Below are 17,092 nucleotides of genomic sequence, written 5' to 3' on the forward strand. Positions count from 1 at the left end.
GTCCGGCCTGCGACGCGGTCTCCACAAAAAAAGACGCTCTCCCCCCAAAAAAACGCGCCAGCTTTTCCGGGCCGTCCCGTGAAGACACACGAGACATCACATGGGGCGGCCCGTCGCAGCGCCGCCCTTCCCGAAACGGCAGCGATCCGCTGACCGCACGTCCGCTCTGCCGGGCGCGCGAACGGGTTGCGATTGGGTGGAGACGGCGATGCTGGTTGATTCCGTCAGCACGACATCCTCGACAACGACAAGCAGCAGTTCGTCCACGAAAAGCTCGTCCGCGTCGCTGGCGGACAATTACCAATCCTTCCTGACCCTGCTGATGAAGCAATTGGAGGTTCAGGACCCGACCAACCCGGTCGATGCCAGCACCTACACCACACAACTCGTGCAGCTCGCCTCGCTGGAACAGCAGATGTCCATCGGCGACAAGCTGGACGAGTTGACCGAGGCGGTGTCGGCCCTGGGATCCGACAGCAGCGCGGTCAGCTATTACGGTCGCACGGTGGAGGCCGAAGGGTCCACCACACCGCTCCAGGATGGCGAAGCGACCTGGGAGTATGATCTGGGGTCCGCCGCATCCAAGGTCACGCTGACCATCACCGACAGCGACGGCGACGTCGTCTACAACGAGGTCAGTTCCTCAACCTCCGCCGGAACCCACGAAGTGACGTGGGACGGGATGGGAACCGACGGCCAGAGCTATGACAGCGGCACCTACAGCCTGACGGTCAGCGCGGTCGATGCCAACGGCAAGACCATCAGCACCAGCACCCGTTTCAAAGGAACCGTGACGTCGGTGGACAACAGCTCCGGCAGCACGGTGTTGAGCGTCGGCGGCGTCAGCCTGTCCGCCGACGACGTGTTGAGCGTGTCCTGATCTCCGCTCCGCGCCATCCGGTCGTCCCCCCTTCCCCGCATTCACAGGTGCGATCATGAGCATCACCAGCGCGATGTACAGCGCCACCTCCGGCCTGATGGCCCAGAGCAAGGCGCTCGCCTCCATCTCCAGCAACATCGCCAATTCCAGCACCACCGGATTCAAAGGGACGGTGACGGAGTTCACCTCCTACATCAACAAGACCACCACGGTGGACGAGCAGGTCGGCGGTGTGATGGCCACCAACACCCGCAACGTCAGCAAACAGGGGGAAATCCAAACCTCCTCCACCACCACCAATCTGGCGGTGAACGGCGATGGGTTCTTCGTGGTGTCGGATGACTCCGCCGACGGTTCCGTGCTGTTCACCCGCAACGGCTCCTTTTCCACCGACCAGTCCGGCTATCTGCAAAACAGCGAGGGCTATTACCTGTATGGCTGGAAACTGAGCGACGACGGGACCATCGCCGCCACCAACAAGACCTCCACCGACAGCCTGGAGGCGATCAACCTGACCAGCATCAAGGGCACGCCCAAGGCGACCTCCACCATGGGGCTGGAAGCCAATCTGCCGTCCGACGCGGACACCGGCGACAGCTTCACCAGCGACGTCGAAATGTTCGACGCGCTGGGCAACAGCCATTCGGTGACGATGACCTGGACGAAAACGGCGGACAACACCTGGAGCCTGGACGCCTCGGACCCGACCAAATCATCCGACAGCACGAGCACCACCGGGACCATCGCCGGCTTCCCCATTTCCATCACCTTCAACAGCGATGGGTCGCTGGCCAGCGCCACCCAGGACGACGGCAGCGGGACCATGACTTCGGTGGACCCGTCCGCCATCACCTTTTCCGTCAGCGGTTGGACCACCGGGGCCAGCGACAGCAGCGTCACACTGGACCTGGGCACCGCCGACGGGACCGATGGGCTGACGCAGTACGCGTCCGGCGATGACGATCCCAGCATCGGCGATTGGACCTCCACCCAGAACGGCTATGAACCCGGCACGCTGACCGGGACGACCATCGACACCAGCGGCATCGTCCGCGCCACCTTCGACAACGGCGAAACCCGCGCCATCTTTCAAATTCCCATCGCCACCTTCGCCAACGCCGACGGGCTGGACAGCGAAAGCGGGTCCACCTTCACCCAGACCTACGAATCCGGGAATTACCAACTGCGCAACGCCGGTGACGGCAAGGCGGGCGAGATCGAGGCCGGGTCCCTGGAAAGCTCCACGGTCGAACTGACCGACGAGTTCAGCCGGATGATCACGGCGCAGCAGGCCTACACCGCCGCTTCTAAGGTGGTGACGACCGCTCAGGACATGCTCGACACGTTGATCGCGATGAAGCGGTGACACCATGCGCCACCGCTCCCCCCGCAAGCCGGGCGCTGGTTCCACCCCCGATCTGCCGCCGTCCGTGGTTTCGACCGTCCGGGCGGCGGACGCGTTGTTGCTGGAGCACCGCCGCCTGATGGCGCAGGCCCACGCCCTGCTGGCCCGCCGCAGCAGCCCGACGGAGCGCCTGGCGTTGACCGACGAGTTGATCGGCCTGATCGAACGGTTGGACGGTGTGCGCCGCACGCTGGCCGACAGCATCCGCCGGGGGCGGGCAGCCAACAGCGCCGTCACCGCCTATGGCCGCGCCGGGATGCACGGCCGGGTGCGCTGAGCCGCGTCCCTGTCCACGCACCCTCTGAAAAGCGCTTTTTCATCGCAGAAAACGCGCCAGCTTTTTCGCCAACCGCCGTGGAACCCCACAGAACACGCTCCCAACGGAGGCCACGCCATGGCGCTCAAGCACACGCTGAAGTCCCCGGTCCCGAAAGCCGCTCCGGCCAAAGCCAAAGCGCCTGCGGCCCCTGCCGCGCCGACGCTGCGCCTGACCCCGCACGCACCAACCCAGACCTCGGCCATCCCCGAAGCCACAACCATGGTGCTGCGGGTGGACGCGGTGGAGGTGCTGGACCGCTTCGCGGCCGAACTGGACGACGCGGCGGGCCGCGCCGAACGCGCCGTTCTGGAAGGCCGCCCGCGCGACGCCGTGCTGGCCGCTGGCGACATGCAATCGCTGTTGCGCGCCTGGAACGGGCGGTTGGCCGACGCCTTGGCGCAAGCCCGCAGCAAGCGTGTCTCCCCGGCGGTCCGTCAGGCCGCGCGCGACACCGCGCAACGCATCCTGCCGGACCTGGCCGCCCACATCCGGGCGATGGAGACGCGCATCCGCGTCCACCGCGCCCGGCAGGAGGCCATCGGGGCCGCCCTGCGCGCCGCCGCCACGACGCCCGCCGGAGTCTATGGGGCCAGCCTGCGCTATGGCGTGCAGCTCAAGACCCGCAACAGCGGCCACACGCTGGGCGTCACCGTCTGACCCGGCCCGCACCAGCCGATCTGTTTGAGGAGGTCCGCCATGTCGCTTCGCGTTGCTGGATCGGTCGCGCTCTCGGCGTTGCGGACGTCGGAGGTGGGCATGGCGGTGGCGTCGTCGAACGTCGCCAACGCCGACACCGACGGCTACACCCGCAAGACCGCGTCGACCGTCACCCGCGACACCGCCGTCGGCGTGTCCAGCGTGGATGTGACGGCGGCAACCAGCACGGTGAACCGCTTTCTGCTGAAAACCATCGTGGCGGCGCAATCCGATCTGGGTGCCGCCGACACCCGCAACAGCTACCTCGACCAGTTGCAATCGGCCTTCGGCACGGTGACGGAGGACGAGGACAGCACCGGCACGGACATCGGGTCGATGATCGACGCCGTGGCCGACGCCGCCGCCACGCTGTCCACCTCACCGGAAAGCGACAGCGCCAAGGCCGCCTTTGTCCAATCGCTGTCCGACGCCGCCGAAACGCTGCGCAGCACCTCCGCGTCGGTGCAGTCGTTGCGCGCCCAGGCCGATGATGAGATCGCCGACACGGTGGACCGCATCAACGACACCCTGACCACGCTGGACGATCTGAACGAACGCATCGTCAAGGGTAAGGCGCTGGGGCAGAACACCGCCGATCTGGAAGACCAGCGCAACAGCGCCCTGAAGGATCTGGCGACCGACATCGGCGTCACCTATCAGGTGGACAGCAACGGGCTGATGCGGATTTCGACCACGTCGGGCAAGTCGCTGCTGGATTCCAGCGTGCACAGCCTGTCCTACACCCCGGCGGCGTCGGTCAGCGCCAACACGGTCTACAGCGCCAGCGGGACCAGCGGCTTCCAGGGCATCACGCTGGACGGGGTGGACATCACCTCCTCCAGCGCCGGGGGCACGCTGGGCGCGCTGGTGCGGTTGCGCGACACCGATCTGCCCGCCCAGCAGGCAAGCCTGGACGAACTGGCCACCGGCCTGATCGACCAGTTGAACGCCATCCAGAACACCGGAACCGCCCTGCCCGCCCCACAGACCCTGACCGGAACCGAAACGGTGGCGGGAACCGACGCGTTGCAGACCACCAGCGGCACGCTGCGCGTCGCCGTCACCGACAGCGACGGCGCGGCGGTCGAAATGCTGGACATCGACCTGTCGACGATGAGCACGCTCCAGGATGTGGTGGACGCCATCAACACGATGAGCAACGCCAGCGCGTCCATCTCCTCCGACGGCAAGCTGGTCATCCAGGCCAACAGCGCGGACAACGGCATCGGCCTGGGCGGCGACGCCAACGACGGCGACACCGGCAGCTTCGCCGACGATTACGGCCTGAACGATCTGCTGACCGGAACCGGCGCGTCGGACATCCGCGTGGCGTCCGCCATCAGCGCCGACAGCAGCCTGCTGGCCACCGGCGTCCTGTCCGCCGACAGCGGGTTGACCACCGGCGACACGCTGGTCAGCAGCGGCGAAGGATCGGTCGCCAGCGCCTTGAAAGCGGCCTTTGCCGCCAGCCAATCCTTTGACGCGGCCGGCGGGCTGGCTGCGCGCAGCACCAGTTTCGCCGGTTACGCCGGTGCCATCATCCAGAACGCGGCGACGCTCGCCGACAGCGCGTCGACCGCCTACGACAGCCAGAACAGTTACACCAGCGGCCTGGAGACGAGCTTCTCGTCGCAGAGCGGTGTCAACGTCGATGAGGAGACAGCGGCGATCTCCTCCCTGCAATCCGCCTATGAGGCCGCTGCGGCGGTGATGAAGGCGTTGCAGGAGATGTTCGACACGGCGCTCAACATGGTCCAGTGAGGGGAGAGAGCGCGATGGAACGGGTCGCGACCAGCAGCCAACAGAACACGCTCGTCCAATACATGATGCGGGCGGAATCGAAGGTGGCCACCGAACAGATCCGGTCGTCCACCGGCCTGAACTCCACCGATTACAAGGGGATCGCGTCCGGCAGCGGGCGGTTGGTCAATCTGGAAAGCCACTACAAGCGGTTGGAATCCTACATCGACCAGGGGGAGGTCGTGAACGGCCGCATCCAGTCGATGTACGACAGCGTCGGCGGCATGGCCGATCTGACCTCGCGCCTCAGCGCGCTCATCACCGGTTTGCAGGGCGACAACGCCGCCGGGGTGGAGGGCGTGGTGGCCGAGGCGGGCGAGTTGATGAAAGAGTTCGCCGGTCTGCTCAACACCCAGCAGGAGGGGCGTTACCTGTTCGCCGGGGGGCGCACCGATCAACCGGCGGTGGACATCGACAGCGCCAGCTACGCCGCCATCACCACCGTCCCGTCCAGCGCCGACACCAGTTACTACCAAGGCGATTCCACCATCGCGCATTACCAGGCGGCGGATGATCTGATCCTGTCCTATGGCGTCACCGCCGACGATCCCGCCTTTGAACAGGCGCTGCGGGCCTTCAACCTGATCGCCAACATGTCCACCAGCCCGGTCGACACCGATGTGCTGGACGAGGCCACGCAACTCGCCTCCGACGCCACCGATGGCTTGTCGATCGTGCAGGCCAAGCTGGGAGCGACCAGCGCGTCGCTGGAACGCACGCTCGACCGCCATGTGGACGAGCAGCTGGTGCTGCAAACCCATGTGGACGACATCCGCAGCGTCGATCTGGCCGAAAGCACGGTGCGGCTGTCGCAGCTTCAGGCGTCGTTGGAGGCAACCATGAGCCTGATGAAGATCCTGGAGGACACCAGCCTGTCGCAATATCTGTGACCCTGCGCCCAAAACATCGGCCCAAAAAATTTTCAGCCTCCCCCCAAAATACCGCGCCAGCTTTCCCGTTGATCCGCGTGAGACCGAATGAGGGTCGCTGAAACGGCCCGGTGAGATCAGGAGATCCAATCATGCCCGTCATCACGACCAACACGGCTTCCAACTCGGCCCTGCGCTATCTGAACATCAATTCCGAAAGCCAGGCCAATTCGGTGTCGAAGATCGCCAGCGGTTCGCGCATCACCAAGGCGTCGGACGACGCGGCGGGCCTGGCCGTCGGCACCTCTCTGCAATCGGACATCACCGTTCTCAATCAGGCGGCGACCAACGCCTCGCACGGGTCCTCGATCCTGCAAACCGCCGACGGTGGCATGTCCAGCATCTCCGACATCGTCCAGCGCATGCGGTCGCTGGCCACGCAAGGGCTGTCCGGGTCGGTGACGGACACCGAACGCGCCTATCTCGACGCCGAATTCCAACAGCTCTCCGACGAAATCGACGGCATCGCCTCGGGCACGCGCTTCAACGACGAATCCCTGTTGGATGGCACCGGCAACTGGGCGGCGGGCGTGGATTTCCGCGTTGGCACAACGTCAACCGACAAAATCTCCGTGTCGATCGCCACCGTGACCACCACCGGTCTGGGCATTGGAACGCTGGATGTGACCACCTCGGCCACCGCCGCCGCCGCCCTGACCGCGCTTGACACCGCCGTCACCACCCTGTCGGACGCCCGCGCGGACGTCGGCGCGCTGATTTCGCGCTTTGAATTCCGCAGCGACATGATCGACACCACCATCGAAAACACCGAAGCCGCGCAATCCGCGATCATGGATGTGGACGTGGCGGAGGAGCAATCGCAGCTTGCCTCCACCAAGGTGCTGACCCAGGCGGCCATCGCCGTCCTGTCACAGGCGAACTCGATGCCCGAACAGCTTCTCTCGCTGCTCCGGTAACAGGGTTCGCCCACCGTCGGCGGGGGGCCGTCATGGCTCTTCCTCACCCCGCCAGGCCGCCCGCCGACGGTCCTTTTGCTCCGCACCGCCCTTCCCCATCACCCGCCGCCCGCGCGCACGCACCGGCGGACAGGGAGGCTCGTCGCCATGACCACCGTGTCCTCCACCAGTTCCACCACCGCCGCCTCCACCGGCTATTCGGCGTTGTCCTCGACCAGTTCGGGGACCGGCATCGATTATTCCGCGTTGATCGAGGCCAAGGTGCAGGCCCGCTTGGTCAAGGCCGACCGCATCGACAGCAAGATCACCACCAACGAGGCCAAGGTCACGGCCTACAGCGATCTTCAGGAGCTGTTGCAGACGGTGAACAGCTCCATCGACGGTCTGCGCAACCGCAGCACTTCGACCGGCGCGTCGTCCAACCTGTTCGGTCAGCGCGCCGCCTACATCGGCGACGACGATGTGTTCAGCGCGACGGTGGAGGATGGCACGGACACCGGGACCTACTCCGTCACCGTCCAGCAGCTTGCCACCAAGCACAAGATCGGGGCCGACGCCGTGTCGAGCAAGACCGACGCGCTGGGCCAAAGCGGCAGCTTCACGCTGCAGGCGGCCGACGGCACGGCGGTCACGATCTCCATGGATTCCGACGACAGCCTGACCGACCTGCGCGACGCCATCAACGAACAGAAATCGACCAGCGGCGTGACCGCCAGCATCGTCCAGGTTGGCGATTCAAGCTATCAGCTCATCCTGACCGCGACCAACACGGGCAACGCGATCACCTTGACCGACGGGGGTGACGGGGTGTTGAGCGGGCTGGGCCTGACCGACGATGACGGTGCCGTGAAAAACGAGCTGGTCGCGGTGCAGAACGCCATCGTCGACATCGACGGCGTCACCATCACCCGCAGTTCCAACACCATCGAGGACGCCATCGAAGGCGTGACGCTGAATCTCTACACCGCCAGCCCTGACACCGCCGTGTCGATGGAGGTGTCGACCGATCTGTCCTCGATCAAATCGGCGATCACCGATTTCGTCGACGCCTACAACGCCTACCGCGAGTTCGTCACCCAACAGCAGGCGACGACCTCCAGCGGCACCAAAAGCGACGACGCCACCCTGTTCGCCGACAGCCTGCTGCGCCAGATCACCCAATCGGTCAGCAGCATGATCAACACCACCATCACCACCGACGACGGCGACGTGCTGTCGCTGGCCACCCTGGGCATCACCTTCGACAGCTCCAACAATCTGGAACTGGACGAGGACACGCTGAACAGCGTGCTGTCCAGCGACATCGACAGCGTCCAGCAATTGCTGGGTCTGAACATGACCTCCTCCTCCAGCCAGATGTCTTTGTTGCGCTATGACGCGTCGCAATCCTCGCTGTCCTTCACCCTGGACATCGATGTGGCATCCGACGGAACGCTCAACTCCGCCTCGGTGGACGGGGACAGCAGCCTGTTCACGGTGAAGGGCAACCGCATCGTCGGCAACGAGGGCACGGCCTATGAGGGCATCGTCCTGGTCTATTCCGGGACCAGCGGCAGCGTGGACATCGATTTTTCCCAAGGACTGGCCGATCGGCTCTATGGCGCGATTTCCGACGCCGCCGACGAGTATGACAGCGACCTGACCACCGCCATCGACGATCTGGAAACGCAGGACACCACCCTGCAAAGCCGGTCGGACACCATCCGCACCAACGCCGAAACCTACCGCACCACCCTGACGGCCTATTACGCCCGGCTGGAGGCGGCGGCGGAGCAAGCCGCCCTCCTCCTCAAACAACTCACCTATTCCGACGACGACAGCGACAGCTGACGCGGTCGGAGCCTCTGCTCATCTCTGGATCACAAGGAAACGGTGCCATGCGCAACCCCTCCCTGTCCAAAGCGGTTTCCGCTTACGCCGTCGCCAACAGCGCGGTCCCGCCGCTGGTCGCCGTGGTCCGCCTGTACGAACGGGCGATGACCCATCTGCACACCGCGCGCGACGCCGCCGCCCAGCGCCGGTTCGACCAGCATCATGCGGCGATCCAGCGCGCGATTTTGATCTTTTCCGGGCTTGATTCCATTCTGGTTTTCGATAAAAATCAGGACGTTGCCAGAACGTTGCGGGCCTATTACCAGCGCCTGATCGTTCAGGCCGGTGCGGCGGCCAGCCGGAAAAATCCGGTGGCTGCGTGCGATTCACTCATCCGCCAGACGTCCTTCATGCTGAAGACCTGGCAGACCATCGCCGCAGAACGCGGCGGGTCATCCAACACCGTCGGTGCATCGGCCAAAGGGTCGCCTGCGTCCGTCGTCGGGAGAACGATGGATCATGTTCATGGCGGACTCACGGCTTGACGAGCGCCCCCGGGCCATGAGCCGCGCGCTCGATCGCGGCCCGGCAACCTCGGGCGTCAGCATTCCCCTGGACGAGGAGCCGGACGAGGCGCTGATGGCGCTGATCCGGGCTGGCAACCAGACGGCCTACCGCCGTCTGGTCCACCGGCACCTCAAACGCGCCTACGCGCTGGCCCGCCGCCTGACCGGAAACGAGGCGGAGGCGGAGGACGTCGTCCAGGATGTGTTCCTTCAGGTCTGGCAACGGCGGTCGCAATGGGCCGACGATGGCGGAGCGAAATTCACCACCTGGCTCTATCGCGTCGTGGTCAACCGCTGCATCGACCACAAGCGCCGCCCGGTCAGCCAGGACATCGACAGCGTCGAGGAACCGGCGGACGCCCGGCCGGATGCGGTCCACGCCATCCACCGCCAGCGAGTCGCCGCCCGCCTGCTCGACGCGCAGACAAAGCTGACTCCGCAGCAGCGCGCGGCGGTGACACTGTTTTATTACGAGAATCTCAGCAACGCGGACATCGCAACCATTATGCAGATCAGCGTGGGTGCGGTAGAGTCGTTGCTGAAACGCGCCCGGCAGCAGCTTCGGCTGTTGCTGCGCGCCAGCGCTCAGGCGGCAAGGGAAGCCTTCGATGACGGATGAGGAGTTCCGCGACCATCTGGATCGCTTCGGCGGCGACCTCGCTGTCTGGCCGCCGGAGACGGCACGGGACGCACGCGCCCTGTTGCGGCGGTCCGTTGCGGCGCAGGCGATGCTGGACGAGATGGTGGCGATGGAGCTGGCGTTGACGCCCGGCCTGCCGGAGGATCGCCCGCCGCCGGGGTTGGCCGACCGAATTTTTGCGGCGGCGTTCCGCCTGCCCGCCAGCGACCGGGGATTCGACGAGGACGGCGATCCGGCGGCCAACCGCCTGATGTGATCACCGCCGGTTCAGATCCGCTATTGCAGCCGGACCGCGTGCGTTGCGTCCGGTGTTTTGGCGTGTCTGCACCCCGCAGAGCCGTGGCCAACACCCGCAAGCTCGACCAACCGCCGCAGATCCGCCGCCATCCGCGCCACCGCGTCGGCCAGATCGGCCCCCGGCATCGGGTGGTACACGCGCATGGACGGGTACCAAGGACGCCCGGCGGTTCCCAAGCGGGTCCAGTCTGATCGGCAGAAGCGCCAGACCGGCACCCCCAGCGCGCCCGCGAGTTCGCCCACCGAATTGGCCGGCGCGATCACCAGATCCAACGATGACAGCAGGGCCGCCGTTTCCTCGAAATCGTTGCGCAGATCCAGGCCGTTCCAGCCCAGGATCGGACGGTTGAACCGGGCGCTGGCGGCGCGCAATTCTTCCCGGCACTCGTCGTATTGCAGATTGACCAGGGTGACACCGGGAACCGCAAACAGCGCGCCCAGCGATTCCAGCGGCAGATAGGCCCCGCACCGGTCAGCGGTCATCACCGCGCTGCGCCAGCTCACCCCCACCCGCAGGGTGTTGGTGGTCCCCTCCAAACGGTCCTGCCAATCGGCCATGCGTTCGACGTCAGCCTCCAGCCAGCGGCTGCGGGGCGGAAAATCACCCAGCGTCTGCCGCAGCAGCCGGGGCACCGACCCGGCGGGCACATGGTAGTCGCAATCGACCGTTTCCAGATCGCCGCGATCCTCCACCGGCTGTTCGGCGCGCACGGTGGCGCGGGGGAAGGAACGGGCGAAGAGAGGGACCAGCCGCCGGTCGCATTCGATCACCACACGACCGGCCAGCCGGATCAGGTCCGGGTAGCAGGAGGCGAACAGAAACTCGTCCCCCACCCCCTGTTCCCGCCAGACAAACAGGCGCTTGCCCGCCAGCGGCTCCCCGTTCCATTCGGGAATGGTGAAGCGACGGTCGGGCCGCGCCCGCCCAGCCTTGAAGCGATAGGCGTAATCGGCCCAGCCGTTGGTCAGCTCCCCCCGCTCCAGCGCCAGAAGGCCACGGTTGAAGCGCGCCAGCGCGTGATCCGGGGTGGCGGTCGCCGCGCGGGTGAACCAGCGGTCGGCGTGCCGGTTTCCCAAAGCGTGTTCCATCAATCCCAGCGTGCAGAGCGGATCCGCCATGGCCGGGACCAGCGCCAGCGCCCGACGGCAGGCGCTGATCGCCGCCGCTGGGCGTTGCGCCGACGCCAACGCGTGGCCCTGCGCCGCGTGCAGTCCGGGATGGGTCGGCGTCAACCGCAGGGCACGGTCAAGGCCGCGCAACGCCTCGTCAAAGCGATCCCGTGTGGACAAGGCGGCGCTGCGGTTGGTCAGCGCATCGACCATCCGGGGATTGAGCGCAAGCGCGGCGCGCCACGCGGCATCGGCATCGGTCCCACGCCCCAGAGCGTTCAGCGCGTTGCCCAGATTGTTCCAGGCTTCGGTCCGTTCCGGGTCGCAGAGCAGCGCGCGCCGCTGCTGGCGCGCGGCCTGACCACAGCGCTTCTGCGCCATGTCGGACAGCCCCATGTTGACCAACGATGGTGCATGGGTGGGATCGAGCGCCAGCGCCACGGCAAAGGCCGATTGCGCGGCGGCGTGCGCGCCCAGGCTGAGATGAAGAACGCCAAGATTGGCGCGCGTGTCCACATCATCCGGGCGCAACACAACGGCGTGGGCGAAGGCCAGCCGTGCGTCGTCACCCCGGCCCAACGCCTGCAAAGCGGCGGCAAGGCTGGCCCAGACCGTTGGATTCCGGTCGTTCAGGCGCAGCGCCTCGCCATAGGCGGCGGCGGCGTCCGCAACGCGATTCCAGCGGCGCAGGGCGTTGGCCAGCGTGATCCAGCCGCCCGCATCCTCTGGACGCAACCGCACCGCCATCCGGTAACAGCGCAGCGCGGCGTCGGCATGCCGCAGGGATTCCAGCGCCCGCCCCAGCCCGAGTTGCGGTGCGGCGTCACGCGGGGCCACGCGCGCCGCCCGTTGGAACCAGCGCACCGCCTCCATCGCGCGGTTCTGCCCCATGCGGACCGCCGCGAGCAGACCAAGGGATTCCACCGCCGCCGGAGCCAGCGTCATGGCCGCGCGGCTGTTGGCCTCTGCCGCCTCCACCCGCCCACGGTCGAGCAACGCCCGTCCGCCCTCCACCACGCTTGACAGCGCGCGTGTCATCGCGGTTCTTTGGTCAACCGGCGTATCCAATTTGGACGATGGTCGAATAAAATCTGCGCTTGGACGGCCTAAAACGGCGGGTTGCCCGATGATGTTCTGATCGGTGGCCAAATGACGCAGGGGTTTTGTTCGATTGATCGCGTGTCCATCCATGGTCCCAACCCGATCCTTCTGTGAAACCCGATGCGGCTTGTCACCCGCCTCTGATCTCTGTTACGGACCGGTAAGAAACATCCTGCGCCGTTCTGGATCATTTTGTTAGGCACGGACCACGCGCCCCCTGAACCGCCACGGCGGTGCGGTCAGAAGAAATCCACCTCTCCACCACCGGCATCCTCCAAAGACGGGCCGCCCGCAACAGAGTCGCTGGTGGCGAAGAGGTCATGGACAATGCGTTCGCTGGCCATGGTGTATTTGCCAGCCAGCAAACGCAAGACATCGTCCTGCACACGGTCCGTTGCGGCGTGGTCGGGAACAAGGGCAACGATCCGTCCCAAGGCGTCCGTGATCTCCGCCGCCGACGCCTCCAACCGCGAGTCGAGCGTCAGGCGGTTCACACCGCTTTGCAGCAAGGCCGCAGCGCGAACGCAGCGGGCGGTCAAACCGGACAGCGCCCGGTCCTGCTCCTGCTCCAACCCCTTCAGGGCGGCCATGGACACCGTCATGCCGGTGGTCAGGGCGGCGGCGGTCTGATGATCGCGCGCGGACTGGCTGTTGAGCGTGGCGGCGCGCGTCGTCGCCTCACCGATCGCGTCGGCGATGGCGCGCGAAGCCTCTTCGGTGCGGCGGCTGCACGCGCGCAACTCCTGCGCCACCACCCCCAACGCCTTGCCCGCGTCACCCAGCCGGGCGCATTTGAAGGTGGTGTTCAACGCCATGATCCGCATGTCGGCGTCAATTGATGAGATGGCGGACACGTTGCGCGCCATGGCGGCGAAGCCATCGGACACCACAACGACCTGCTCACGGATGCGCGCATCCGCCAGGCGATAGTTGGCGAGCAGGGCGATGGCCCGGTCGACATCGGCGGCGACCGCACCAACAAAGGATCGGTCGCTGCCACCCTCGGCGTGAAACAAGCGGCGGGCGTCGTTGGCGATGGCGTCCGTTTCGCGGGCCAGCGCCTGGAGATGGCCTTGCAACCCCTGAATCTGGCTGGAGAAGTCCAAACGGGTGCGGGTGAATTGCCGGGCCTGAAGATCGCAGACGGCGGACAGGAGCGTGGCCTTGCGCTCGTCGTCAAGCGCCGCCAACCAGTCCAGCCCCGGCCCTGCCCCGGCTCCAGGCGACAGCATCGCGCCCAGCAGATCCAGCGCGTGGCGAATGTGCTCCAGGCGTTGGCGGGTCATGTCACCCGTCTGCAGGCTGACGATGCACTGGGCGGTGCGCGCCCGGATGTCGGCGACACGGGCGGCGAAGGCGCGCGTCGCGTCGCGCGCCGCCGTCCGCCGGGTGGACAGGTCCTTCAGGCTGGCGTTCAACTCGGCGCCAATGGCGTCCAGCGCCCGGGCATTGTCCACCTGGAACCGGGTGGCGGTCTGGTGCGCCGTGGTGATGGCGGCGCGCAGCGCGGTCAACCGTTCGCTGGCCTGCTGGGTCGTGCTGTTGGCCAAACCATGCAAGCGGTCAATCTCGGTGCTGAACACGCTGAAATCGACGTTGGCTGCCCGGATCTGGGCGGCCTGAACCTTGGCGTTGATGGCCAGGGCGGTGACTTCGCCGATGACGGTCGACAAGGTGGCAAGCCGCTGCCCCAACACCGCGCTGCCTTGATCCAGGGCGGCCAGAAGATCGAGCATGGCGTGCGCGCTGGTGGCCAGTGCCATGGTGTCCTGGCGCGCTTGCGTCAGCGTCATCACCGCGCTGACCCCATCGGGGTTGTCGAGCGCGGCGGACAGGGTTTGGAAATCCCCACCGACGCCATCAACCACCGCGAGCGCGTCGCCCAGATCACCGCCGACCGCCGCGAACGCCCCTTCAATCGGGGCGGCGACGCGCGCCAGCGTGTCCGACAGCGCGCGCAAGGTCGCGACGGTGTCGGATGGGATTGCGACCACCCCCCTGCCCGTGGGCCATGGCGTTCCGTCCATAATCCTGATCCTCCGCCGGGTTACGCGGTGTGGGCGCGGCTGCCGCGCCAGACGATTTCCCGCGCGATGGCGGACAGGCTGACGATCTTTTCGGCGGCCCCGCGCTGGATCGCTTCCTTGGGCATGCCGAACACGACGCAACTGTCCTCGTCCTGGGCGATGGTGAAGGCCCCGGCGTTGCGCATCTCCAGCAGACCGTTCGCGCCGTCGTCGCCCATGCCGGTCATGATGATGCCGACCGCGTTGGCCCCGGCGCAGTGGGCGGCGGAGCGGAACAGGACATCCACCGATGGCCGGTGACGCGAGACCAGCGGCCCGTCCTTGACGGTCACGAAATAGCGCGCGCCGCTGCGTTGCAGCAGGGTGTGGCGGTTGCCCGGCGCGATCAGCACCTGGCCGCGCAGCACGCTGTCGCCATCCTTGGCCTCCCGCACCGCCACCTCGCACAGGCTGTCCAACCGCCGGGCGAACGCCGCCGTGAAGCTTTCGGGCATGTGTTGGACGATGACGATGCCGGGTCCATCGGCGGGCAGGGATTCGAGGACCGCGCGCAAAGCCTCGGTTCCGCCGGTGGACGCGCCGATGCAGATCACCTTTTCCGTGGTTTTGGCCATCGCCTGCCCGTGCGGGGCCGGCATCATCACGTCGGCGCTGAGCTTGGGTTCGGGATTCAGGGTGCGGGACGGTGCGGTGGCGGTGGCGCGGCGGTTGGGGCGTGCGCGGGCGGCGGCCTTCACCGTGTCGCAGATCAGCGTCTGGGCTTCCAACAGGGCCTGGCGGGTGTCGATGCGCGGCTTGACGATGATGTCCACCGCCCCGGCCTCCAACGCCTGCATCAACGTGTCCGATCCGGCCTCCACCAGGGAGGAGCACATCACCACCGGGATCGGGTGCTGGCTCATCAGCTTGCGCAGGAAGGTGATGCCGTCCATGCGCGGCATTTCCACGTCCAGGGTGATGACGTCCGGGGCCTCGTCGGCGATGCGGCGCACAGCGGCGTAGGGGTCGGCGGCGCTGCCCATCACCTCGATCTCGGGGTCGGAGGACAGGATGGACGACAGGGTTTGCCGCACCGTCGCCGAATCGTCGATGATGAGAACGCGGATTTTTCCCGATGCCTGTGTCCGGTCCATGTGTCAGCTCCGCACGAAGATGGCCGAGGCAACCTGTGTCAGCGGCAGGTCCATGTTCGCGATGGTCTCGCTGTGACCGACGAACAGGTAGCCACCCGGACGCAGATGGTGACAGAGCCGGTGCAGAACCGCCTTCTGCGTCGGCTTGTCAAAATAAATCAGGATGTTGCGGAAGAAGATCACATCCATGTCGGTGGCGACCGGATAGGCGGAATCCATCAGGTTCAGATGACCGAAGCGCACCGACTGGCGGATTTGCGGGATGAGGCGGATGGTCGGGTTTTCCCGGTCGTGCGAGCGGCGGACGTAGCGCATCGCGTAGTCGCGCGGAATCATGCCCGCCATGTCGGCGGGGTAGATGCCCAGCTTCGCGGTGGCCAGCACCTCGGTGCAGATGTCGGTGGCGATGATGTCGAAACGGAAGGGCGGCTGGCGGCGGGCGTGCTCGTGCAGCAGCATCGACAGGGTGTAGGGTTCCGCCCCGGTCGAGCAGGCGGCACTCCAGCATTTCAGCGGGCGGTCGCGACCGGGATGGTGCGGCAGACCGACCAAATGGTCGAGACCGCCTTCGGACAGAAAGCGGAAATGCTCGATTTCCCGGAAGAAGTCGGTTTTGTTGGTGGTGACGGCGTCGATCAGGTTGACCAGCTCGCTGTCCAGCGCCCCGCCGTCCAGCACATAGCGGCAATACTCATGCATGCTGTCCAGCTTCAGCGCGCGCACCCGGCGGCGCAGGCGGCCTTCCACCATGGTGCGCTTGGTCGGCGGCATGCGGATGCCGCAATGCTGCTGGATGATCGCCCCCAGACGAGTGAAATCCTGCGCGCTGAGACTGTCGTTGATGACGCGGTGCGCGGACGGCTCGGTCATGCGGCCTCTCCGGGGTGGGTCAGCAGAACCGCCGCGTCACTGGAAAACAGGCGCACGACGTCGAACACAATCACGAATCCGCCGTTGGCCCGGCCAATCGCCTGGATGCAGTCGGACCGCCAGCGCCCGCCCACACGCGGCGGCGCTTCCAACGCCTGATCGGACAGGGCCGTCACCTCGATCACGCGGTCGGCGATGACGCCGATGGTCAGCGGCGTGCCGTCGATCGGCACATCCAGCACCAGGATGCGCGTGTGCTCCGTCGCCGTCGCCGGTGGCAGCCCCAGCTTCAGCCGCAGGTCGATGGTGGGAACGCCCTGACCGCGCACGTCGATCATGCCGACCAGAAAGGCCGGGGCGTGCGGCAGCCGGGCGATCGGTTGCAGATCCAGAATCTCGCGGACGTTCCCAACCTCGATGGCGAAGATTTCGCGGTCGATCCCGATGGTGACGTATTGGGTCGGTTCCCGCGACAGTTCGCGTTGGGGCGATTCAGGTCGAAACGATTCGGGGCGGGTCATGGGGCATTCCCGGAAACGAGGGCAACGGGACGGCGGTGAACGTCCCCGGCGGTGGTGGCTGGTCCACCG

The 17,092-nt window shown here is 66.5% G+C and carries 16 protein-coding genes; 11 read left to right on the forward strand and 5 right to left on the reverse strand.

The features are described from left to right. The first annotated feature begins 208 nt into the window (after window positions 1-208). From EJ903_RS15225 to EJ903_RS15275, 11 genes are all read left to right on the forward strand, one after another. A complete protein-coding gene (locus tag EJ903_RS15225) occupies window positions 209-880 on the forward strand; it encodes a flagellar hook assembly protein FlgD (protein ID WP_174237307.1) in 672 nt (223 codons plus the stop codon). 55 nt (window positions 881-935) lie between these two features. Next, window positions 936-2,246: a flagellar hook protein FlgE gene (gene flgE, locus EJ903_RS15230; RefSeq protein ID WP_126616923.1), complete on the forward strand. Its 1,311-nt coding sequence runs from the start codon at window positions 936-938 to the stop codon at window positions 2,244-2,246. Window positions 2,247-2,250: 4 nt separating this feature from the next. Continuing rightward, a complete protein-coding gene (locus EJ903_RS15235) occupies window positions 2,251-2,562 on the forward strand; it encodes a hypothetical protein (RefSeq protein ID WP_246015605.1) in 312 nt (103 codons plus the stop codon). 117 nt (window positions 2,563-2,679) lie between these two features. Beyond that, window positions 2,680-3,261 carry a hypothetical protein gene (locus EJ903_RS15240; protein ID WP_126616925.1) on the forward strand — a complete coding sequence of 194 codons (582 nt, stop codon included), beginning with the start codon at window positions 2,680-2,682 and terminating at the stop codon, window positions 3,259-3,261. Window positions 3,262-3,300: 39 nt separating this feature from the next. Continuing rightward, window positions 3,301-5,061, forward strand: coding sequence for a flagellar hook-associated protein FlgK (gene flgK, locus EJ903_RS15245; protein ID WP_126616927.1), 1,761 nt, complete (start codon window positions 3,301-3,303; stop codon window positions 5,059-5,061). A 14-nt stretch (window positions 5,062-5,075) separates the two neighbouring features. Beyond that, entirely contained in the window at window positions 5,076-5,990 is a 915-nt protein-coding gene (locus EJ903_RS15250) for a flagellin (RefSeq protein ID WP_126616929.1), read from the forward strand. A 131-nt stretch (window positions 5,991-6,121) separates the two neighbouring features. Beyond that, window positions 6,122-6,946: a flagellin gene (locus tag EJ903_RS15255; protein WP_126616931.1), complete on the forward strand. Its 825-nt coding sequence runs from the start codon at window positions 6,122-6,124 to the stop codon at window positions 6,944-6,946. A gap of 147 nt (window positions 6,947-7,093) precedes the next feature. Next, entirely contained in the window at window positions 7,094-8,776 is a 1,683-nt protein-coding gene (gene fliD / locus EJ903_RS15260) for a flagellar filament capping protein FliD (protein WP_126616933.1), read from the forward strand. 47 nt (window positions 8,777-8,823) lie between these two features. Further along, on the forward strand, window positions 8,824-9,303 hold the full coding sequence (locus EJ903_RS15265) for a flagellar export chaperone FliS (protein WP_126616935.1): 480 nt from the start codon (window positions 8,824-8,826) through the stop codon (window positions 9,301-9,303). Window positions 9,304-9,319: 16 nt separating this feature from the next. Continuing rightward, entirely contained in the window at window positions 9,320-9,943 is a 624-nt protein-coding gene (locus tag EJ903_RS15270) for a sigma-70 family RNA polymerase sigma factor (RefSeq protein WP_246015607.1), read from the forward strand. Beyond that, a complete protein-coding gene (locus tag EJ903_RS15275) occupies window positions 9,933-10,220 on the forward strand; it encodes a hypothetical protein (RefSeq protein WP_126616937.1) in 288 nt (95 codons plus the stop codon). Before EJ903_RS15270 ends, EJ903_RS15275 begins: the two co-directional genes overlap by 11 nt. Window positions 10,221-10,240: 20 nt before the next feature. On the opposite strand, the gene EJ903_RS15280 is transcribed toward EJ903_RS15275, so the two are convergent. The 5 genes from EJ903_RS15280 to EJ903_RS15300 form a co-directional block, all read right to left on the reverse strand. Beyond that, a complete protein-coding gene (locus EJ903_RS15280) occupies window positions 10,241-12,409 on the reverse strand; it encodes a tetratricopeptide repeat protein (protein ID WP_246015608.1) in 2,169 nt (722 codons plus the stop codon). 302 nt (window positions 12,410-12,711) lie between these two features. Further along, complete coding sequence (locus EJ903_RS15285) at window positions 12,712-14,466, reverse strand: methyl-accepting chemotaxis protein (RefSeq protein WP_126616941.1); 1,755 nt, start codon at window positions 14,464-14,466, stop codon at window positions 12,712-12,714. Window positions 14,467-14,519: 53 nt separating this feature from the next. Then, complete coding sequence (locus tag EJ903_RS15290; protein WP_126616943.1) at window positions 14,520-15,632, reverse strand: protein-glutamate methylesterase/protein-glutamine glutaminase; 1,113 nt, start codon at window positions 15,630-15,632, stop codon at window positions 14,520-14,522. A gap of 3 nt (window positions 15,633-15,635) precedes the next feature. After that, window positions 15,636-16,502, reverse strand: a complete 867-nt coding sequence (locus tag EJ903_RS15295; protein ID WP_126616945.1) for a CheR family methyltransferase — start codon at window positions 16,500-16,502, stop codon at window positions 15,636-15,638. Then, window positions 16,499-17,023 (reverse strand): chemotaxis protein CheW, encoded by a 525-nt coding sequence (locus EJ903_RS15300; RefSeq protein WP_126616947.1) that lies wholly within the window; start codon window positions 17,021-17,023, stop codon window positions 16,499-16,501. Before EJ903_RS15300 ends, EJ903_RS15295 begins: the two co-directional genes overlap by 4 nt. Window positions 17,024-17,092: the final 69 nt, after the last annotated feature.

The sequence above is a fragment of the Azospirillum griseum genome, assembly GCF_003966125.1.
In the GTDB taxonomy this organism is placed as follows: Bacteria; Pseudomonadota; Alphaproteobacteria; order Azospirillales; family Azospirillaceae; genus Azospirillum; species Azospirillum griseum.